The organism is Prosthecodimorpha hirschii, from assembly GCF_001305515.1.
Lineage (GTDB): Bacteria > Pseudomonadota > Alphaproteobacteria > Rhizobiales > Ancalomicrobiaceae > Prosthecodimorpha > Prosthecodimorpha hirschii.
Genome location: NZ_LJYW01000002.1, coordinates 51,257 through 71,298, shown reverse-complemented (window position 1 = coordinate 71,298; position 20,042 = coordinate 51,257). Strand labels below are relative to the sequence as shown.

Below are 20,042 nucleotides of genomic sequence, written 5' to 3'. Positions count from 1 at the left end.
TTTTGTACAGATTGGTTTTGCTGATACCGAGCGTTGCGAGAACTTCCGCAACGGAAAGCAAGCGTGCTTCGGGCATAGTAGTGCGGCCTCCGGACGAGTTTGCGAAAAATTGCAAAGTTCATCTGTTCGGCCGCACGCGGATCAGGCGGCTTCGGGATACTAGGAAACCGTCCGCGCGCGTTCAAGAGCAATCGCGCCCTAGAAGGTCGGGGCAAGGCTTCGCGAATAGCTGAAAAGTCAGCGCGCATTTTCGGGGATAACTTTGCGAGAGAGCCCGGCCGGGTCTTTGTCCTGGAGCCGGTTAGCCGGCCCGCTTGAGGGGCGTTACAACGCCCGGCGCCTTTGGTTCACAGTGTTGTGCCCATTCGTCCATGAGCTTTCGACGCTTTTCCAAAGCATCCGATCGCCGATAGGCAAGCTCTGTTGCAGAGCCGACCAGATGTGCGAGAGCTTGCTCGATAACCTCTCGGGGATATTGGGTCCGGTCACCGGCCCAATCGCGAAATGTGCTTCGAAAGCCATGCACGGTGACGTGCTCAAATCCCTGCCGCCTCAACGCCATCGCGAGAGCCATCTGACTGAGGGGGCGATTTTTCTTGGCGCCAGGGAACACAAAGCCATCGTCGGCGCTCTTGAGCGCGAGCATTGCGGTCAAAATCTGAACCGCGCGTTTCCCCAACGGAATACGGTGAGGGACACCGGCTTTCATCCTGCCGGCCGGGATGCTCCAGACCTTCGCGGCAAGGTCGATTTCGCTCCACCTCGCCCCGATTGTCTCGCCCGTTCGGCACGCCACCAGGATCGTGAATTCAAGCGCAAGAGCCGAGACGCCACCGGTCGCACGGAGGCCGGCAACAACAACCGGCACCTGATCGACCGGCAGGGCGGCATGATGCCCGCGTGAGCCTTTCGCTCGCTTCGGGAGCAACAGCTCAAGGTGCCCGCGCCAACGGGCCGGATTTTCGGCGGAGCGGAGCCCCCTGACCTTCGCCACGTCTAGGACACGCTCGATGCGCTGGCGGAGGCGGGAAGCGGTTTCGGGAACCTTGAGCCAAAGAGGATTGAGCACCGACAACACGTCATCAGTCGAGATGCTATCAACTGGCTTCGAACGAAGGGGAGCGGCGTAGACCTCAAGCGTCATCTTCCATTGTTCGCCATGCTTTTTGTTACGGAAGCTTGGCTCCAAGGTCTTCAGAAGATCGCCCGCGACATCGCCAAAAGTCGCGGCCGGAGCGGCAGGGACCAGAGCGGTCCGACGGGCTGCGATCGGGTCTTCACCGGCAGCGGCCATCCGGCGCGCCTTCTCGGCGGCCTCACGGGCGTCGGCGAGCGTGACAGTGGCGGCGCTCCCTAGACCAAGGTCGCGGGTCCGGCCGGCGAGCGTGAAGCGAAAGACCCACTTCCGGCCGCCTTCGGGACGGACCACAAGGTAGAGGCCGGCGCCGTCAGCATGACGGCCGGGAGGCGCATTCCGGACTTGCAGAGCAGTCAGGCGGCAGAGCGTTCGGGCCATCTCGGGTTCTCCCGAAGTGGGACCGGACGCGTCCACCATGGCCGGTCCCATAGCGGGTCCCACTTCATGGACGAGACGCTAGCGCACGACGAAAAACCCCGGAACACCCCCCGGGGAGCCAAGACGCTGACTTTTCAGCTTGTTTTCGGGGGCCGGGAGCCTTCTGGGAACGCTCGCGAACGTCACGCTGGCGGACGGGGTGGGATTCGAACCCACGGTAGGCTTGCACCTACGGCGGTTTTCAAGACCGCTGCCTTAAACCACTCGGCCACCCGTCCCGCGCGGGGATCAATGCGCAGGAATCGAGGGATTGGCAAGGGGTGGTGCGCGATCGGGCCGGTGTTCCGGTGGTTGGGGCGGGGGCGGGGCCGGTCCGCCGGGCGAGGGGGCCCGCCGGACCGGTCCATGTGGTGGGCCTGCGATCAGCAGGTCTTTTCGCCGGGCGCGCAGGGGGCGCGGCGGCCGCCCTGGCCGGGACCGGGAGACGCCTCGCCCTGTCCCTGGTTGCCTCGGACCTGACCACCACCGCCGGCTCCGGGCTGACCGCCGCCGGGAGCGCCCTGTCCGGCATTCGGACGCGGGCCCGGCGCGTTCTGATCCAGCCGCTGTCCGCCGCCGCGCGGCAGGTTCTGGTCGTTGCCGCGCTGCTCGAAGCGGCGCGGATCCATATCCTGGCGGCCGGCGCCGCCTTGGCCCTGACCGCCCGGCCGGCGCGTCTCGCCCTGGCCCGGCTGACCGTCGCCGGCGCCCTGTGTGCCACGTCCGCCGCCGGGCTGACCGCCGGCACCGGGGATCGTGGCCGGGCCCTGACCGGAGCCCTGGCCCTGACCCGTCCCCTGGCCTGAGCCCTGACCGCCCGGACCGCGGGTTTCGCCCTGACCGGCCGGCTTGCCGCCACCGGGCTGACCGCCCGCGCCGGGGATCGTGGCCGGGCCCTGACCGGAACCCTGACCCTGGCCCGTGCCCTGGCCGCCCGGACTGCGGGTTTCGCCCTGACCGGCCGGCTTGCCGCCGCCCGGCTGACCGCCGGCGCCCGGTATTGTGGCCGGGCCCTGACCGGAGCCCTGACCCTGACCCGTGCCCTGGCCCGAGCCCTGGGCGCCCGGACCGCGGGTCTCTCCCTGACCGGTCGGCTTGCCGCCACCGGGCTGACCGCCGGCGCCGGGGACCGTGGCCGGGCCCTGACCGGAACCCTGACCTTGACCCGTCCCCTGGCCGGAGCCCTGGCCGCCCGGACCGCGGTTTTCGCCCTGACCGGCCGGCTTGCCGCCACCGGGCTGACCGCCCGCGCCTGGCATCGTCGCCGGGCCCTGGCCCTGACCCGTCCCCTGGCCGGAGCCCTGGCCGCCCGGACCGCGGGTTTCGCCCTGACCGGCCGGCTTGCCGCCGCCGGGCTGACCGCCGGCGCCGGGGATCGTGGCCGGGCCCTGACCGGAGCCCTGGCCGGAACCCTGACCCTGGCCTGAGCCTTGCCCCTGACCGGAGCCCTGGCCCCGTCCAGGAACCGGACCCGGACCCTGTCCGGCACCAGAACCCTGTCCGGCACCGGACCCTTGTCCGGCACCCTGGCCTTGACCGGCGCCCGGCTGACCGCCGGGGATGCGGTTGTCGCCGGGGCCGGGCGCCTTGCCGCCGCCCGGCGGGACGATGCCCGGGTTTCCGCCCGGCTGTCCGAAGCCCGGACCGCCTTGGCCCGCACCGCCCTGATTCTGGCCGCCCTGGCCCTGGCCGCCCGGTCCGGGGCCGCCCTGACCCTGGCCCTGACCCGGGCCGCGCCGGTCGCCGTCGCCGCGGCCGGGCCGCTTCTCGCCGCGGCCTTCGTCGAAGGTGCGGACCTTGATCTTGGTCTCGTCGACGTCGCCCTTCACGCGTCCGGAGCGCACGCCGTCCAGGATGATGCGCAGGTCCTCGTCGCGGCGCGCGCCGTCGCGGTCGCGCCGGAAGCGGTCGCCGACCTCGCGTTCGCGATCGCCCTCGAAGCGGACGCGGCCGTCGCGGGTGGCCCGATAGAACTGCTCGCGCACGATCGGCGTATCGATCTTGATGCGTCCGGAGCGGACGCCTTCGATCAGGCGCTGGGTGGCGACCGGGCTCGGACCGCCTTCGCGGGCCCGCACGCGCTCATAGCGGATGACGACCCCGCCGGGCGTGCGGTCGCGGAAGCCGACCGGCCGGCCGTCCCGCCCGATCGCGACCTTGAATACGACCGGCCGCGGCTTGACCACGACGCGCGGATAGCGGCGCTGGATGGCGCCGAGATCGATGAAGGCGTTGCGCGGGCGTCCGGCGACGGGCTGGCCGTTGAAGCGGGTGACCGACCAGATCTGGCGCACCATCGGGCCGCCGCGGATCACATACTGGGAGGCGAGGGTGCTCTGCGCCACGAAGGCATCGGCCTGGGCGACGCTCCAATAGTCCTCGTCGTCCTGGTAGGCCTCGTTCTCCGGACCGAGCGGCGCCCAGCCGACGAAACCCTCGCCCTGCCGCCAGCTGACCCAGGCCGGCCCCCATTCGGTCCCGGGGATCCAGAACCAGCCCCAGTTCGGATCGTAGGCCCAGCGGCCGTAATGGAAGACGATATCGCCCCAGTCGGAGGAGGCCTCGAAATACCAGCCCCATTCCGGCGTCAGGGTCCAGCGGCCGTCCTCGTAGGGGCGCCAATATTCGTCGACATCGGCCGGCGACCAGATCTGTCCATATTGCGGGTGATAGGCCCAGTAGCCGTAGGGCTGCAGTTCGTTGAAGAAGGCCGGCGCCTGGAAATCGCCCTGCGCGCGGGCCGCGCCGGAACCGAACAGCGGCAGCGGCGCGTCGAGTAGCGACGACGCGATCGGCGGCGCGACGGTCAGGACCGTCGCCACGGCGCCCGTCAGGGCAGCTCTCAAAATGGACATGCACTTCCTCCAATCGACGGACGCCCACTCGCTCGAGAACGGTCAACACGCGACCGTTCCGCTGCCCGCACCTTCCGTCCGTCTCGGGGCTGTCCGTATCGTCACGATTCGACAAGCCATTTATGGGCGAAGGCGTGGCGGACCGGCGGCGATGCAGCGGAATAGCGGCGGCGGTGGGATGAACGCCGGCTGAACGGATCGGGTTCCCGAATTTGCGAAGGCGGCGCGGGCTTGCACAAGCCGGCGCGCCGGGTTCACCCTGGGGAACGTGAGGGCTGCAGCCGGACGGAGGGGGCTCGATGACGCAGGATCCGATCCGGACCGTCCGCATTCGGCCGCTGGCCGATCTCGGCGATCGTCTCGGCAGCCCGCACGACCTGGCGCTCGCCGACATGGCGGCGGCCATCGTCTATGCCGAGGCCTGCCGGCACGACGAGCGGCGCCCCTCGGTCGGCGCGCCGCGGAGCCCGCCGGAGGCCGAACGCCCGTTGCGGTTCAGCTATTTCGATCCGACCGGCGCTCTCGCTGCGTCCTGGGGCGTCGGACCGGAGGCGCTCGCCTTCCTCGGCTACGCGCACGCCGCCGGTCGGCCGGACATCGTCATGGGCGACATCTTCACGATGCATCTCGGCCTGGAAACCGTCTGGGGCAACGCGGAGACGGGCTACTTCCTGGACGTGTCGGACCCTTGGACGATCTATCGATGACGCCCCGGCCGCGGACCGGGCAGCCGCGCGGCTGACAGGGACACAGTCTTTGCCATGGCCGGGGCCGCGGGCGGGCGCAGGGAGACGGCGCAGGATGACGGAGGGTTCGATCCGGACGGTGCGGGTGCGGGCGCTCGCCGAACTCGGCCGCAGGCTCGGCAGCCCGCACGACCAGGCGCTCGCCGACATGGCGGAGGCGATCGACCTCGCGACGCAGGACAGGCACGACTGCAAGCGCGCCCTCGTCGGCCCGCCGCAGGCCCCGCCCGGCGCTGAGCGTCCGCTGCCGTTCCGATATCTCAACCCGACCGGCGCCCTGGCGGCGTCCCTCGGCCTCGGCGCCGAGACGCTTGCCCATCTCGGCTACGCCGACGCCGCCGGCCGGCCCGATGTCGTCATGAGCGCGGTCTTCACCATGCAGCTCGGCCCGCACACCATCTGGGGCAACGCGGAGACGGGCCGTTTCGTGGACGTGTCGAACCCCTGGCGCGTGTATCGCTGAGGGGGCCGGCCGGCTCGCCTTCGGCGGAAGGCTGGCCCGCCGCGGCCCGGGGGACGAAAAACGGGAGACGAAAAGCGCGGGACGGCAGACGGTGGACGGAACCCGGCCGGGCCGGGGACTTCCAGGCCCGGATTTCCCCCCGCGCTCCGACATTACGCAAGGCGCGCCGTCCGGGATTCGCGCCATGTCGCGGATTGGTGACTTCGCGGGCCCGGGGCGATCCGGTATAGCGCGATCGAAGGGGTCCGCAGCGGGCGGCAGCGCCGGTCGGGCGCCCCATGGGAGCGGGTGCGAGAGCACCGGTGAGCGGGAGAGAAAGCGTCCATGTCGTCCAGCGTGCCGCTTGCCGTTGCCTTCGGGGGCGGCCTGATCTCCTTCATCTCGCCCTGCGTGCTGCCCCTTGTGCCGCCCTATCTGGCCTATATGGCCGGCGTGACCATCGACGAATACCAGGGCGCGGCGGCCGAGAGCGCGGCGCGGCGCCGGGTGGTGCTGGCATCGGCGGCCTTCGTGGCCGGCTTCACGACCGTCTTCGTCATCCTCGGCGTCAGCATCTCCGCGCTCGGCCAGCTGGTGCGCAACTATCTCGACCTGCTCGGGACGCTCGCCGGCATCGCCATCATCGTGATGGGTTTGCACTTTCTGGGTCTGTTCCGGATTCCGCTTCTCTACCGCGAGGCCCGGGTGGAGATGAAGCGCCGGCCGGCCGGCGCCTTCGGGGCCTATCTGATGGGGCTCGCCTTCGCCTTCGGCTGGACGCCGTGCATCGGACCGGTGCTGTCGGCGATCCTGGCCGTGGCCGGCAGCCGCGACACGGTCGGCGAGGGGGCTGCCCTGCTGGCGGTCTATTCGCTCGGCCTCGGCCTGCCGTTCCTGGCCGCGGCCTTCTTCGCCGGCCCGTTCCTGGCCCTGATGAAGGGCCTGCGCGCCCGGCTCGGCTGGGTCGAAAAGGGGATGGGCGTTCTCCTGGTCGTGGCCGGCATCGCCTTCCTGACCGGCGGCATGCAGCGCATGGCCTTCTGGCTGATCGAAACCTTCCCGGCGCTGTCGACCATAGGATGACCGGGGCGGGTGACCGGGCCGGCCGATCGGGGCGGGGGATCGGGCCGGCTGATCGGGCTGGCGGGACTATCCGGTTCGGCCGGGGTCGGGTAGAACCGGGGCTCGCTGGCTAATGCGAACCGGGAGCGGCGGCAATGGATCTCTCTCTACTCGGCGACAGCCTCGGCGGGCTCGTTCCCTTCCTGATCTATGTCGGCCTGTCGCTGGGCATGATCCTGGTCTATGTCGCGGTCTATACGCTCGCCACGGCCCATGACGAACTGGCCCTGATCCGCGCCGACAATGTCGCCGCGGCGGTCGCCTTTGGTGGGTCCATGCTGGGCTTCGCGCTGCCGCTCGCTTCGGCCGCGATGCATACCCGGGCGCTCGCCGAGTTCCTGCTGTGGGGCGCGATCGCCATCGTGGTGCAGGTGTTGGTCTACTACTTCTTCCGCCTGATCATGCTGCGCGACGTGAGCCGACGCATCGAGCAGGGCCAGCTGGCCGCGGGCCTTCTGCTCGGTTCCGCCTCGCTGACCGGCGGCATCGTCAACGCCGCCGCGATGGCGACCTAAGCGATGGCCGCCAGCACGCGTTCGGCCGGCCGCGGTCTCGACCATCTGGTCCTCGCCGTGAAGGATCTCGAAGCCGCCGCGGCCGCCTATGCCCGGCTCGGCTTCACGGTGACGCCGCGCGCCCAGCATCCCTGGGGCACGGCCAATCATCTGGTCCAGCTCGGTGGTTCGTTCCTCGAAATCCTCGGCATCGACCGCCCGGAACGGATCCGGCCGGCGGAACCCGGCGGCTTCTCCTTCGGGGCCTTCAATCGCGACTTTCTGGCCCGGCGCGAGGGCTTCTCGATGCTGGTGCTGGATTCGCGCGATGCCGACGCGGATATCGCCGATTTCGCCCGCAGGGGCCTGCCGACCTTTCCGCGCTTCGATTTCGAGCGGGTCGCGCGCCGGCCGGACGGCAGCGAACGCAAGGTCGCCTTCTCGCTCGCCTTCACGCGGATCGGCGCCGGCGACGAGGCCGGCTTCTTCACCTGCGCCCAGCATTATCCGGAGAATTTCTGGACGCCGGACTTCCAGCGCCATGCCAACACGGCCGCCGATATCGCGGCCGTCACCCTGGTGGCGCCCGATCCGATGGCCCTGCAATCCCGTCTCGCCGCCTTCGCGGGCTCCGACCGCGTCCGCGTCACCGGTCACGGGATCGCCGTCGAGACGGCACACGGCTCGATCGAGGCCGTCACGCCGCATGGTGCGCGCCTGCTCTACGGGGTCAATTCCGATCCCGCCGGCGGCGAGGAACCACGCTTTGCGGGCTTCCGCATCGCCGTGGCCGATCCATCCGCCGCGGAGCGCGCCGTCAGCCTCGGCGGGCTGCCCGCGGAGCCGATCGGCGGCCGGCTCGTCGTCCCGTCCGGCACCTTGTTCGGCACCGCCCTGGCCTTCGAGGCGCGGTGAGAGGGTTTCTTCGGTCCGATCGTCGTGCGGAGATGTGCTAGTCTGTCGCGTCAGACGACTGAAGAACCGAAGTCCGGTTCGTTCGGAGGCACCGCGTCATGGCCAAGTCCCCCCCGGATCAATCCGTTTTGTCGCGACAGGCAGCCAAGGCGGAGTCTCGGCAACGCGATCTCGAAGCCGTGCGGTCGGGGGCCAAGTCGGCCGACGAGATCAATGCCGCCAATGGCGTTCTGGCCCAAGTCGCGCCGAGCCGCATTCGAATCGTTGCCGTCCGTGGCGTGACCGCCGAACCGGGCCGGAAGTGAAACACGACGCGTTTCTCAGCGGCGCCGAGATCGCTCGAATTCTGGCCGGTTTCGGCGACGAGCACGTGGTCGTCGTCGGCGGTCAGGCTGCCTTCATCTGGAGCCATCACTACGCCCTCGATCCTGAGGGGCTGATCGTCAGCCGCGATCTGGATTTCGTCCACAATGGACGGGCCGCAGAGCGCCTGGCGGCGAGCTTCTCCGCGCCGCCGCCCGTGGTTCCGACGGCTGACGATGCGACGCCCAATGCCAGCGTGGTGACGATCGAACTCGGCGGGCGGGCGGTCACGATCGATTTCCTGACCGGCATTGCGGGTGTCGAGACCGGGTCCTTGATGCGCAATGCCGTCCGGCTCGCTGCAACGCTGGCGGTATGCACCACAGTCGAAGTCACGGTGATGCACCCGCTCCATCTGCTGGCCAGCCGTCTTGCCAACATCAATCAGCTGCGCCGGCATGACGAGCGGACCGTGGATCAGGCGAAGGTCAGCATCGATGTCTTGCGATGCTTCGTGGGTGAAATGGTCGAGCTCGGGTTGCCGACGGAAGCGATGTGGGCTCTGCGCGAGCTTGAGTTCGTCATTCGCGACCGGCATGCTGGGCAAGCCAGCCATAGGATTTTCGGCGATCGGCTCGACATCCTGCCGGTCCTCGCGAGCTTTCTGGATGACGCCGCGTTCGATCCGCGCTGGCGCGAGGGCAGTCTCCGCCCCGCCTATCGACGCAGTCTCGCCCGCCTGGAACGGAAGGCGGGAAACCGATAGGGGCCGGCGTCGTCCGCAGCCTCCCGCGTTGCCCCGGCGGGCGGTTCCGGCTAAATCCTCGGCCTCCAGAAGGAGCGCTCCGCATGAATCCGAATTCCGAAGTCGCCGTCGGCTCCGTCCGCTTCGGCAATCGCCTGCCGCTCGCCCTGATCGCCGGCCCGTGCCAGATGGAGAGCCGCGAGCATGCGCTCGAGATGGCCTCGGCGCTGAAGGAGATCGCCGGGCGGCTCGGCATCGGCCTCGTCTACAAGACCTCCTTCGACAAGGCCAACCGCACCAGCCTCAACGCGCAGCGCGGCATGGGGCTGGCGGCGGCCATGCCGGTCTTCGCCGAGATCAAGGAGCGTTTCGGCCTGCCGACCTTGACCGACGTGCATGACGCCGAGCAGTGCGCACCGGTCGCCGAGGTGGTCGACATCCTGCAGATCCCGGCCTTCCTCTGCCGCCAGACCGACCTGCTCATCGCCGCCGCCCGGACCGGCCGCGTGGTCAACGTCAAGAAGGGCCAGTTCCTGGCGCCCTGGGACATGAAGAACGTCGCCGCCAAGCTGATCGGCGCCGGCAACCCGAACGTGATGCTGACCGAACGCGGCGCCAGCTTCGGCTACAACACGCTCGTCTCCGACATGCGCGCGCTGCCGATCATGGCCGAGACCGGCGCGCCGGTGATCTTCGACGCGACCCATTCGGTGCAGCAGCCGGGCGGGCAGGGCACCTCCTCGGGCGGCGACCGGCGCATGGTGCCGGTGCTGGCCCGCGCGGCCGTCGCCGTCGGCGTCGCCGGCGTGTTCATCGAGACCCACCAGGACCCGGACCGCGCGCCCTCCGACGGCCCCAACATGGTGCGGCTCGACGAGATGGAGGCGCTCCTCGCCGAACTGATCGCCTTCGACCGTCTGGCCAAGCAGAGGCCGGCCGCCGCCTGATCCGGGTGAACCCTGACGGCGCTGTCATCACAGCCGAATCGGGGCGCGCCATGATCTGGCGCAACGCCCGGGCGGAAAGCCGGGTCCAGTCTCCGCTCCGTCGAAGGGCCGCGATGGTCGACGGCCCGGTTCGGAGAACGGGACATGAGACCCGCCGTATTGATCTGGATCATGCTCGCGACAGTGCTCGCCGGTACCGGCGTGACCATCGTGATCCTGATGCCGGAACTGCAGCACTCCCTCAACAAGGCGATCCCGATCGCGGCCCTGGCCGGCGTCGTGCTGGCCATTCCGCTGTCGATCGGCGTCGCGGCGAAGATTCGCGGCGGCGCGAAGCTCGGCTGAACCTCGAAGGGACGGCACGACCGGCGCGGGCGGCGCCGGGTTCGTGCCTCACGGCGTGTCCGACGGGGCCATCGCCGTCTTGGCCTCCTGCCAGATCGCCTCCATCTCGTCGAGGCTCGCCTCTGCCGGACTTGAGCCACGGGCCGCCAGCACCGCCTCGATATGGGCGAAGCGGCGGCGGAACTTCTCGTTGGTGACGCGCAGCGCGGCTTCCGGGTCCAGCTTCAGATGACGCGCCAGATTGGCGACGGCGAACAGCACGTCGCCGAGTTCGGCCTCGGTGGCCGAAAGGTCGCGTGGCGTGCGGTCGATCTCGGCCTCGATCTCGTCGAGCTCCTCGCGGATCTTCGCGATCACCGCCTTCGGATCGTTCCAGTCGAAGCCGACCGTGCCGGCCTTGTCCTGCAGCTTCACCGCACGCACCAGTCCGGGCATGCCGGCCGGCACATCGTCGAGCAGGCTCGGCGCCGCCTCGGCGAGGCCGCGGGTCGCCCGTCGGGCCGCCTTGAGGGCCTTCTCCTCCGCCTTGATGCGGTTCCAGGCGCCCTTGGCCATGCCGGCCGAGCGCGCGATCTCGTCGCCGAAGACATGCGGATGGCGCCGGATCATCTTGGTGGTGATCGCCTCGACGACCGCGCCGAAATCGAACGTGCCGGCCTCCTCGGCCATACGGGCGTGATAGACCACCTGCAACAGCAGATCGCCCAGTTCCTCGCGCAGATCGTCCGGATCGCCGCGCTCGATGGCGTCGGCCACCTCGAAGGCCTCCTCGACCGTGTAGGGCGCGATCGAGCGGAAGTCCTGCTCGACATCCCACGGACAGCCGGTCTCGGGGTGGCGCAGCGCGGCCATGATCTCGATCAGCCGATGAATGTCGCGGGACGGTGTCATGGCAGTCTCCGAATCGGGCCGTGGCGATGCGGTCGGACCCTTGCCGCCGTGCGGTGCCCCGCGCCAGCGCGCCCGAACGCGGGCGCAGGCCGAACCGTCGCGGCGCGTTCCCGGGTGCCTCAATGCCGCGCCGACCGGCGCGACGCAAGCCGGCCGCACCGTGATCTCCCGGCCGGCCGGTTGGCCGTGCGGGTCGTCAATAGCGGTCGAGTTCGCCCAGGCGCCGATCATAGGCGTTGACGACGCAATTCGCGTCGCAGCCGCAGCTGTTGCGCTCGTCGAGCCAGGCGCGCTGGTCGTCGCGCAGTTGGACGGCCCGGCTCGCCGGCAGGCGGTTCATCAGCAGCCGGTAGACCCGGCTCATCTGGTCGTCCTGCGCGGAAATCTGCGGCGTGTCGCAGATCACGATTTCCGGGCAGGTGCGCGAGGAATAATAGGGCCGGCAATCGAATCCGGCGGCCGTCGCCGCAACGGTGCCGGCCGCGAGCAGAAGGAGGGTGGTGGCGACGAGGCGCATGGCGATCTCTCTGTGGCGGCACTCGGGGGGGCGGCAATTGGGGGGCGGCAATTGGGGCGGCATTTGGCGAGACGGCCGGTATCCTGCCACAGGGGCAGGGGATCGGCGAGATGCCCTTGAGACACGGTCGCGCTCGAAACGGCTTCGTCAGCCGCGCGCGCCCGGTCGACGATCCGCCCGGCCCGCGCCATAGTGCACTCGACAGAACGGCACCGCCCCGGCTCGCCCGGAGCCGATGGCGTGCCGGCAGGAACGAGACTGGGAACCCGCCCGATGGACGACATGCAGGAGGGCTGGCTCCGGATCGACGCGCGAATCGCGATCCACGAGAACGAGATCGCCGAGAGCTTCATGCGCGCGTCCGGGCCGGGCGGGCAGAATGTCAACAAGGTGTCGACCGCGGTGGAACTGCGCTTCGACGCGGGGCATTCGCCCAATCTGCCGGAGCCGGTGCGCGAACGGTTGCTGCGGCTGGCCGGCCGGCGGCTGACGCAGGACGGCATCCTGATCATCCGGGCCGACCGGTTCCGGACCCAGGAGCGCAACCGCCAGGACGCCCGCGAGCGGCTCGTGGCGCTGATCGCCCAGGCGGCCGCGCCGCCGCCGCCACCGCGCCGGCCGACCAAGCCGACCAAGGGCTCGCAGGAACGCCGGATCGCGGCCAAGAAGCGGCGTAGCGTCATCAAGTCCGATCGCGGCCGGACGGATCACGACTGAACGGTGGGCAGGGCCGAGGGCAGGGGACCGCCTCCCGACCGGGCTCCCGACCGGGGCACTGCATGCCGGAGGCCCTGCCGGGCCTTGAGCGGCTCCGTTGTTGTCGGTTCAGTGGCTGTCGGTTCAGTGGCTGTCGATGCCGAGATCCGCGCGATCCCCGGCCTCATGACCGTCGTCGTCCTCCGGATCCGCGGCGGCGACCAGGAACGGCACCGACATCCGGCTTTCCGGGCAACCGCGTCCGAGCGGGGTCCAGGAGGTGACATTGGTCGACATTTCGCAGCGCATCAGGCCGGCCGGCAGGCAGATGGTGCTCCCGAGCGCGAAATCCCGGCCGAGCGCGCGGCAAGTGCAGTCCGCCTGCGCCGGGGCCGCGGCGGTCACAAGCTCGGCAGCCAGGAGCGATGAGAACGGCAGCGCGGCTCTCAGAAATACGCCAATGGTCCGCCGGGCCGGCAGCCGGGCCGGACTTCGGACGAACCGGAAGAGGCGATCCATCGACATGTCGCCATCATAGCATCATCGCACCGGCGCGTTGAACGACGAACGCGTGAACGGCGTCCGACGGCGCCGCGTCAATGATGAGCCGATTCGGGACCCTCGTCGGTATAGTCGGGCAGGTCGCGGTCGAAGCCCTTGGCGGCCTCCCGGCGTGTGTCGACCCAGGTGTTGCGCGTCGCCGTGACCCGGTCGGGTTCGTCGAGCGTGGCGACCGTCACGTCGATGCGCCGGTCGTCGTCGATGTGGAAGAACAGTTGCGAGCCGCATTGCGGGCAGAAGAGACGCTTGGCGGTCGGGCTCGACCGGAAGGCGGCCGGATCGCCCTGCACCAGCTCGAAATCCCGGAGATCGACCGTCGCCCAGGTCACGAACAGGGCGCCCGAGGAGCGCTGGCACAGGCTGCAATGGCAATGCACCACGTCGCGCGGCAGGCCCTTCAGCCGGTAGCGGATCGCCCCACACAGGCAGCCGCCTTCATGGGGATCGTCGTCAGTGGTCGTCTCGCTCATGGTGCCCCCACGCTGAGTTCAACCCAAACCGGAACATGGTCCGACGGCTTCTCCCAGCCGCGCACATGCCGGTCGATGCCGACGGCCGTCAGCCGATCGGCCGCCTGCGGCGACAGGAGGCAATGGTCGATGCGGATGCCGTCGTTCTTCTGCCAGGCCCCCGCCTGATAGTCCCAGAAGGTGTAGAGCGCCGCGTCGGACGCCGCCCGGACGGCATCGACGAAACCGAGCGTTTCCAGACGCCGGAAGCTCGCCCGGCTTTCCGGCTGGAACAGCGCATCGTTGAGCCAGTTGTTCGGATGGCGGGCGTCGATCGGCTGGGGAATCACGTTGTAGTCGCCGACCATCAGGTAGAGGCTCTCTTCGCCGAGCCGCCGCGCCGCGTGGCGCTCGAGGCGGTCCATCCAGGCGAGCTTGTAGGAGAATTTCTCCGTCCCGATCGGATTGCCATTCGGCAGATAGAGCCCAGCGACGGTCAGCGGTCCCGCGGCGGTCGCGAAGGTCGCCTCGATGAAGCGGGACTGAACGTCATCGGGATCTCCAGGCAGGCCGCGACTGACCGCCACCGGCTCGGCCAGCGAAAGCACCGCCACGCCGTTGAAACCCTTCTGGCCGTGCACCGCAGCGTGGTAGCCGAGCGCCTGCACGTCGGCGACCGGAAAGCCCTCGTCGACCGTCTTGATCTCCTGCAGGCAGACCACGTCCGGGCGTGCCTCCGCGAGCCAGGCGACGAGCCCGTCGATCCGCGCCTTGGAGCCGTTGATATTCCAGGTCGCGATCTTCATCGTTCGTCCAAAATGCCAGAGTCGGCGCCATCTTAGCGGAGGTGCGCGGTTTGTCATCACGGGCCTGCGCCGCGCCGGCCGCCGGCACCGCTTCCGTCGCCAGCCATTCCGGAGGCGATCGGCTGGTATGCCAGATTGTCGTGGTCGGCGACGAATCGGAACCATGCCGGCGGCGGGCGGCCGGGCGCCGCATCGGGCGTTGCGTTCCGGCGTCCCATCGGTGCGGCAGCGCTCCGCCTGCCGGGGCGGGTCGGTGCGGATGCGCCGGCGTTGCGAACTCGTCCGAATTGATGGGTTCATGGTGCCGCGGGGCGGGCGGGAATGCGCTTGCGCGAGCCCCCACGCTGGGCTAAGCGTGCGGCGGTTGCGGTGCGGAAAAGGCGGCGTCGGACGGGTTCCGGACACGGGTTCCGCGGCGCTACGGGAAACTACGAAATGCCCTCCGGCGGCACTCTCTGGGCGCCAGGGCGGATCGGGAAATCCCTGAACGGTCTTGCCTGCCCGCCTTCCGCTTCAAGCGGCGTTCGACGAGGTCGACGGTCATGAATGACCTTCTGAGCAACTACCTGCCGATCGCGGTCTTCATCGGCGTTGCCGCCGTGATCGGCCTTGCTCTTCTGATCGCGCCCTTCGCGGTCGCCTACAAGAGCCCGGATCCGGAGAAGCTGTCCGCCTACGAGTGCGGCTTCAACGCCTTCGACGATGCGCGCATGAAGTTCGATGTCCGGTTCTATCTGGTCTCGATCCTGTTCATCATCTTCGATCTCGAAGTGGCGTTCCTGTTCCCCTGGGCGACCGTGTTCGGCGACATCGGCTGGTTCGGTTTCTGGTCGATGATGGTGTTCCTCGGCGTGCTGACCATCGGCTTCGTCTACGAGTGGAAGAAGGGAGCCCTGGAATGGGATTGATCCAGCCGACGGGCGGCCCGCTGGTCGCCCCGAGCCCCAAGGGCCTCATCGATCCGTCGACCGGCAAGCCGATCGGGGCCACCGATCCCTTCTTTCTCGACATCAATGCCGAGCTCGCCGACAAGGGCTTCCTGGTCACGGCGACCGACGATCTGATCAACTGGGCGCGCACCGGCTCGCTCATGTGGATGACCTTCGGCCTCGCCTGCTGCGCGGTCGAGATGATGCAGATGTCGATGCCGCGCTACGATGCCGAGCGTTTCGGCTTCGCGCCGCGCGCCAGTCCGCGCCAGTCCGACGTGATGATCGTCGCCGGCACGCTGACCAACAAGATGGCCCCGGCGCTGCGCAAGGTCTACGACCAGATGCCGGAGCCGCGCTACGTCATCTCGATGGGCTCCTGCGCCAATGGCGGCGGCTACTACCACTATTCCTATTCGGTGGTGCGCGGCTGCGACCGCGTGGTGCCGGTCGACATCTACGTGCCCGGCTGCCCGCCGACGGCGGAAGCGCTGCTCTACGGCGTGCTCCTGCTGCAGAAGAAGATCCGGCGCACCGGGACGATCGAGCGCTGACCGCGCGTCGCCCCGGACCCAAGAAGTGAGGAGCCCATGAACGAGGCACCGACGGAACTCGGGGACTACATCGCCGGCGCGCTCGGGCCGAAGGTCGAGGGCTGGGCGGTCGGCGTCGACATGCTGACGCTGACGGCCACGCCGGCCAGCATCCTCGATGTGCTCGCCTTTCTGCGCGACGACGCGCGCCTGCGCTTCGTCAGCTTCATCGACATCTGCGGCGTCGACTATCCGGCCCGCGAGCAGCGTTTCGACGTGGTCTACCATCTCCTGTCGCCGAGCCTGAATGCGCGCCTGCGCATCAAGGTGGCGACCGACGAGATGACGCCCGTCCCCTCGGCAACCGGGCTCTTCCCCGGCGCCGACTGGTTCGAGCGCGAGGCCTACGATCTCTACGGCATCCTGTTCACCGGCCATCACGACCTGCGCCGCATCCTGACCGACTACGGTTTCGACGGTCATCCGCTGCGCAAGGACTTCCCGATGACCGGCTTCGTCGAGGTCCGCTACGACGAAGAGCAGAAGCGGGTCGTCTACGAGCCGGTCCGGCTCAATCAGGAATTCCGCAATTTCGACTTCCTGTCTCCGTGGGAAGGCACCGAATACGTGCTGCCCGGCGACGAAAAAGCCAAGTCGAACTGACGAGAGTGCGCGACCATGTCCGACGGGCAGCTGCGAAACTTCAACATCAACTTCGGACCGCAGCATCCGGCCGCGCACGGCGTGCTGCGCCTGGTGCTGGAGCTCGACGGTGAGGTCGTCACCCGCGTCGATCCGCATATCGGCCTCCTGCATCGCGGCACCGAGAAGCTGATCGAGGCCAAGACCTATCTGCAGGCCGTGCCCTATTTCGACCGGCTCGACTATTGCGCGCCGATGAACCAGGAGCACGCCTTCTGCCTGGCGGTCGAGAAGCTGGTCGGGCTGGAAGTGCCGAAGCGCGGCCAGTTGATCCGCGTGCTCTATTCCGAGATCGGCCGCCTCCTCTCGCATCTCCTCAACGTGACCACCCAGGCCATGGACGTAGGCGCGCTGACCCCGCCGCTGTGGGGCTTCGAGGAGCGCGAGAAGCTGATGATGTTCTATGAGCGGGCCTCCGGCTCGCGCATGCACGCGGCCTATTTCCGGCCCGGCGGCGTCCACCAGGACCTGCCCGACCGTCTGGTCGCCGACATCGGCGCCTTCTGCGATCCCTTCCTGAAGACGGTCGACGATCTCGACGAGCTTCTGACCGAGAACCGCATCTTCAAGCAGCGCAACGCCGATATCGGCGTGATCAGCCTGGCCGATGCCTGGGCCTGGGGCATGTCGGGCGTGATGGTGCGCGGCTCCGGCGCCAAGTGGGACCTGCGCAAGGCGCAGCCCTACGAGTGCTACGGCGAACTCGCCTTCGACCTCGCCATCGGCAAGAACGGCGACTGCTACGACCGCTATCTCATCCGCATGGAAGAGATGCGCCAGTCGGTCCGGATCATGAAGCAGTGCGTCGAGCGTCTGCTCGGCAAGGAGCGGGTCGGCCCGGTCTCGTCGACGACCAACAAGGTGGTGCCGCCGAAGCGCGGCGAGATGAAGCGCTCGATGGAAGCGCTGATCCACCACTTCAAGCTCTACACGGAAGGCTTCCACGTCCCCGAGGGCGAGGTCTATGCGGCCGTCGAGGCGCCGAAGGGCGAGTTCGGCGTCTATCTCGTCTCCGACGGCACCAACAAGCCCTATCGCTGCAAGATCCGCGCGCCGGGCTTCGCCCATCTGCAGGCCATGGACTTCATGAACCGCGGCCACATGCTGGCCGACGTGTCGGCGATCCTCGGCTCGCTCGACATCGTCTTCGGGGAGGTCGACCGCTGATGCGCCGTCTCGCTGCCTTCGCGCTCCTCATGGCGGCCGCCGGTCCGGCCGCCGCCCAGTCGCTGGCCGACCAGCCGACCAAGTCGATGTCCGACCTGCTCGGCGACGCCTATTCGGTGGTCTCGACGACCGGCAACGGACGGCCGGGCGAGGTGGTGGTGATCCTGCGCCGCGAGGCCAAGCACTATGCCTGCGTGCTTTCGGAGCTGCGCGGCACGACCTATTCGGAGGCGAAGGCCAAGCCCGTCGCCAATCCCTGCATTCCGCTGAACTGAAGGCGCTTCCGATGGCCGTTCGCAGACTGGCACCCGCCGAAGTCCAACCCGCCAGCTTCGCCTTCTCGGCGGAGAACCTGGCCTGGGCGCAGGCGACCATCGCCAAGTATCCGGCAGGCAAGCAGGCCTCGGCGGTGATCCCGCTTCTGTGGCGGGCGCAGGAGCAGCATGACGGCTGGGTGTCGGAGGCGGCGATCCGCTATCTCGCCGACATGCTCGGCATGCAGTATATCCGCGTGCTCGAAGTCGCGACCTTCTACACGATGTTCCAGCTGGCCCCGGTCGGCAAGAAGGCGCATGTCCAGGTCTGCGGCACCACGCCCTGCATGCTGCGCGGCTCGGACGACCTGATCAAGGTCTGCAAGTCCCGGATCGCCCCGCACGCGCACGAACTCTCCGCCGACGGCAATTTCTCCTGGGAAGAGGTCGAATGCCTCGGCGCCTGCGTGAACGCGCCGATGGTCCAGATCTGGTCGGACTGCTACGAGGACCTGACGCCGGACACGCTGAACGGCGTGCTCGACATCTTCGAGCGCGGCGACAAGCCGTCGCCGGGACCGCAGAACGGCCGCCATCTCTCGGTGCCCGAGGGCGGCGCGGTCACGCTGACCGATCCGGGCCTCTACGATGGATCCTACCGCGTCAACATCGTGACCGACGGCTCGGTGACGCCGAAGCCGGCGGGAGAATGAGGACGCCGATGACCAGCCGCGCCGACCGCATCCGTGACCTTCTCGTGAGCCGGGACTGAGCATGCTCCAGGACAAGGACCGCATCTTCACGAACATCTACGGCCTTCAGGACAAGAGCCTGAAGGGCGCGATGTCGCGCGGGCTCTGGGACGGCACCAAGGCCATCCTGGACATGGGCCGCGACTGGATCATCGACCAGATGAAGGCGTCTGGCCTGCGCGGCCGCGGCGGCGCCGGCTTCCCGACCGGCCTGAAATGGTCGTTCATGCCGAAGAAGTCGGACGGGCGGCCGCACTATCTGGTCGTCAATGCCGACGAGTCCGAGCCCGGCACCTGCAAGGATCGCGAGATCCTGCGCAACGATCCGCATCACCTGGTCGAGGGCTGCCTGATCGCCTCCTTCGCGATGGGCGCCAACGCGGCCTATATCTATGTGCGCGGCGAGTTCATCCGCGAGCGCGAGGCGCTGCAGCGGGCGATCGACGAGGCCTATGAGGCGCGTCTGATCGGCAAGGACAATATCCACGGCTATCCGTTCGATCTCTACGTGCATCACGGCGCCGGCGCCTATATCTGCGGCGAGGAGACGGCGCTGCTCGAAAGCCTGGAAGGCAAGAAGGGCCAGCCGCGCCTGAAGCCGCCGTTCCCGGCCAATGTCGGCCTCTATGGCTGCCCGACCACGGTCAACAACGTCGAATCCATCGCCGTCGCGCCGACCATCCTGCGCCGCGGCGGTGCCTGGTTCGCCGCGCTCGGCAAGCCGAACAACACCGGCACCAAGCTCTTCTGCGTCTCCGGCCACGTCAACAAGCCGGCGACCTTCGAAGAGGAGATGGGCGTCTCCTTCCGCGAGATGATCGACAAGCATTGCGGCGGCATCCGCGGCGGCTGGGACAACCTGCTCGCCGTGATCCCGGGCGGCTCGTCGGTGCCGCTGGTGCCGGCGGCGCAGATCGCCGATGCGTCCATGGATTTCGACACCCTGCGCGGCCTCGGCTCCGGCCTCGGCACGGCGGCGGTGATCGTGATGGACAAGTCGACCGACATCGTCCGGGCGATCGCGCGGCTGTCCTATTTCTACAAGCACGAGAGCTGCGGCCAGTGCACGCCGTGCCGCGAAGGCACCGGCTGGATGTGGCGCGTCATGGAACGCATGGTCCATGGCGATGCCACCAAGAAGGAAATCGACACCCTCTTCCAGGTGACCAAGCAGATCGAAGGGCACACCATCTGCGCCCTCGGTGATGCTGCCGCCTGGCCGATCCAGGGCCTGATCCGCCACTTCCGCCACGAGATCGAAGCGCGCATCGATGCCCGTCACGGCGCGCGCCCGCTGGTGGCGGCGGAGTGACAGC

24 protein-coding genes and 1 tRNA gene are annotated in these 20,042 nt (G+C 68.8%); 17 read left to right on the top strand and 8 right to left on the bottom strand.

Features of this window, described 5'->3' with window-relative positions; translation table 11 throughout:
- Nucleotides 1–301: 301 nt before the first annotated feature.
- The 3 genes from ABB55_RS28145 to ABB55_RS28135 form a co-directional block, all read right to left on the bottom strand.
- Nucleotides 302–1,516 (bottom strand): tyrosine-type recombinase/integrase, encoded by a 1,215-nt coding sequence (locus ABB55_RS28145; protein ID WP_054362394.1) that lies wholly within the window; start codon nt 1,514–1,516, stop codon nt 302–304.
- A gap of 188 nt (nt 1,517–1,704) precedes the next feature.
- A tRNA-Ser gene (locus ABB55_RS28140) sits at nt 1,705–1,794 on the bottom strand.
- Nucleotides 1,795–1,938: 144 nt separating this feature from the next.
- The gene (locus ABB55_RS28135; protein WP_152982304.1) at nt 1,939–4,410 is read right to left on the bottom strand and encodes a DUF6600 domain-containing protein; all 2,472 of its coding nucleotides are present in this window, start codon (nt 4,408–4,410) and stop codon (nt 1,939–1,941) included.
- Between the two features lie 299 nt (nt 4,411–4,709).
- Here ABB55_RS28135 and ABB55_RS28130 point away from each other — a divergent pair, with 299 nt between their 5' ends.
- From ABB55_RS28130 to ABB55_RS28095, 9 genes are all read left to right on the top strand, one after another.
- Nucleotides 4,710–5,117: a hypothetical protein gene (locus ABB55_RS28130; RefSeq protein ID WP_054362392.1), complete on the top strand. Its 408-nt coding sequence runs from the start codon at nt 4,710–4,712 to the stop codon at nt 5,115–5,117.
- Between the two features lie 94 nt (nt 5,118–5,211).
- Complete coding sequence (locus ABB55_RS28125; protein WP_054362391.1) at nt 5,212–5,619, top strand: hypothetical protein; 408 nt, start codon at nt 5,212–5,214, stop codon at nt 5,617–5,619.
- Nucleotides 5,620–5,943: 324 nt separating this feature from the next.
- Nucleotides 5,944–6,681 (top strand): cytochrome c biogenesis CcdA family protein, encoded by a 738-nt coding sequence (locus ABB55_RS28120; protein WP_054362390.1) that lies wholly within the window; start codon nt 5,944–5,946, stop codon nt 6,679–6,681.
- Nucleotides 6,682–6,815: 134 nt separating this feature from the next.
- Complete coding sequence (locus tag ABB55_RS28115; protein ID WP_054362389.1) at nt 6,816–7,235, top strand: DUF350 domain-containing protein; 420 nt, start codon at nt 6,816–6,818, stop codon at nt 7,233–7,235.
- Nucleotides 7,236–7,238: 3 nt separating this feature from the next.
- Complete coding sequence (locus ABB55_RS28110) at nt 7,239–8,129, top strand: VOC family protein (RefSeq protein WP_054362388.1); 891 nt, start codon at nt 7,239–7,241, stop codon at nt 8,127–8,129.
- Nucleotides 8,130–8,227: 98 nt separating this feature from the next.
- Nucleotides 8,228–8,434: a hypothetical protein gene (locus tag ABB55_RS30100; RefSeq protein WP_152982303.1), complete on the top strand. Its 207-nt coding sequence runs from the start codon at nt 8,228–8,230 to the stop codon at nt 8,432–8,434.
- Nucleotides 8,431–9,198 (top strand): hypothetical protein, encoded by a 768-nt coding sequence (locus ABB55_RS28105; RefSeq protein ID WP_054362387.1) that lies wholly within the window; start codon nt 8,431–8,433, stop codon nt 9,196–9,198. Before ABB55_RS30100 ends, ABB55_RS28105 begins: the two co-directional genes overlap by 4 nt.
- A gap of 83 nt (nt 9,199–9,281) precedes the next feature.
- Nucleotides 9,282–10,124 (top strand): 3-deoxy-8-phosphooctulonate synthase, encoded by an 843-nt coding sequence (gene kdsA, locus ABB55_RS28100; RefSeq protein WP_054362386.1) that lies wholly within the window; start codon nt 9,282–9,284, stop codon nt 10,122–10,124.
- Between the two features lie 144 nt (nt 10,125–10,268).
- Nucleotides 10,269–10,469 carry a hypothetical protein gene (locus ABB55_RS28095; protein WP_054362385.1) on the top strand — a complete coding sequence of 67 codons (201 nt, stop codon included), beginning with the start codon at nt 10,269–10,271 and terminating at the stop codon, nt 10,467–10,469.
- A 48-nt stretch (nt 10,470–10,517) separates the two neighbouring features.
- Here ABB55_RS28095 and mazG read toward each other — a convergent pair whose 3' ends face one another.
- Nucleotides 10,518–11,360, bottom strand: coding sequence for a nucleoside triphosphate pyrophosphohydrolase (gene mazG / locus ABB55_RS28090; RefSeq protein ID WP_054362384.1), 843 nt, complete (start codon nt 11,358–11,360; stop codon nt 10,518–10,520).
- A gap of 196 nt (nt 11,361–11,556) precedes the next feature.
- Nucleotides 11,557–11,877, bottom strand: coding sequence for a lysozyme inhibitor LprI family protein (locus tag ABB55_RS28085; protein ID WP_054362383.1), 321 nt, complete (start codon nt 11,875–11,877; stop codon nt 11,557–11,559).
- Between the two features lie 282 nt (nt 11,878–12,159).
- Between ABB55_RS28085 and arfB the strand changes: the two genes are divergently transcribed.
- Nucleotides 12,160–12,594: an alternative ribosome rescue aminoacyl-tRNA hydrolase ArfB gene (gene arfB / locus ABB55_RS28080; protein ID WP_054362400.1), complete on the top strand. Its 435-nt coding sequence runs from the start codon at nt 12,160–12,162 to the stop codon at nt 12,592–12,594.
- Between the two features lie 123 nt (nt 12,595–12,717).
- On the opposite strand, the gene ABB55_RS30095 is transcribed toward arfB, so the two are convergent.
- From ABB55_RS30095 to xth, 3 genes are all read right to left on the bottom strand, one after another.
- Entirely contained in the window at nt 12,718–12,978 is a 261-nt protein-coding gene (locus ABB55_RS30095; RefSeq protein WP_152982302.1) for a hypothetical protein, read from the bottom strand.
- A gap of 191 nt (nt 12,979–13,169) precedes the next feature.
- Entirely contained in the window at nt 13,170–13,604 is a 435-nt protein-coding gene (locus tag ABB55_RS28070) for a GFA family protein (RefSeq protein WP_083464285.1), read from the bottom strand.
- Entirely contained in the window at nt 13,601–14,389 is a 789-nt protein-coding gene (xth, locus tag ABB55_RS28065; RefSeq protein ID WP_083464284.1) for an exodeoxyribonuclease III, read from the bottom strand. Before xth ends, ABB55_RS28070 begins: the two co-directional genes overlap by 4 nt.
- Nucleotides 14,390–14,931: 542 nt before the next feature.
- Between xth and ABB55_RS28060 the strand changes: the two genes are divergently transcribed.
- The 7 genes from ABB55_RS28060 to nuoF all read left to right on the top strand — a co-directional run bounded on the left by ABB55_RS28060 (nt 14,932) and on the right by nuoF (nt 20,038).
- Nucleotides 14,932–15,297 (top strand): NADH-quinone oxidoreductase subunit A, encoded by a 366-nt coding sequence (locus ABB55_RS28060; protein ID WP_054362380.1) that lies wholly within the window; start codon nt 14,932–14,934, stop codon nt 15,295–15,297.
- Complete coding sequence (locus tag ABB55_RS28055; RefSeq protein ID WP_054362379.1) at nt 15,288–15,872, top strand: NuoB/complex I 20 kDa subunit family protein; 585 nt, start codon at nt 15,288–15,290, stop codon at nt 15,870–15,872. The genes ABB55_RS28060 and ABB55_RS28055 overlap by 10 nt, the downstream gene beginning before the upstream one ends.
- Before the next feature lie 36 nt (nt 15,873–15,908).
- Entirely contained in the window at nt 15,909–16,514 is a 606-nt protein-coding gene (locus tag ABB55_RS28050; RefSeq protein ID WP_054362378.1) for an NADH-quinone oxidoreductase subunit C, read from the top strand.
- A 15-nt stretch (nt 16,515–16,529) separates the two neighbouring features.
- Nucleotides 16,530–17,720, top strand: coding sequence for an NADH-quinone oxidoreductase subunit D (locus ABB55_RS28045; RefSeq protein WP_054362377.1), 1,191 nt, complete (start codon nt 16,530–16,532; stop codon nt 17,718–17,720).
- Nucleotides 17,720–17,995, top strand: coding sequence for a hypothetical protein (locus ABB55_RS28040; protein WP_054362376.1), 276 nt, complete (start codon nt 17,720–17,722; stop codon nt 17,993–17,995). Before ABB55_RS28045 ends, ABB55_RS28040 begins: the two co-directional genes overlap by 1 nt.
- Before the next feature lie 11 nt (nt 17,996–18,006).
- Complete coding sequence (gene nuoE / locus ABB55_RS28035; RefSeq protein ID WP_054362375.1) at nt 18,007–18,687, top strand: NADH-quinone oxidoreductase subunit NuoE; 681 nt, start codon at nt 18,007–18,009, stop codon at nt 18,685–18,687.
- 61 nt (nt 18,688–18,748) lie between these two features.
- Nucleotides 18,749–20,038 (top strand): NADH-quinone oxidoreductase subunit NuoF, encoded by a 1,290-nt coding sequence (nuoF, locus tag ABB55_RS28030; RefSeq protein WP_054362374.1) that lies wholly within the window; start codon nt 18,749–18,751, stop codon nt 20,036–20,038.
- The last annotated feature ends 4 nt before the right edge of the window (nt 20,039–20,042 follow it).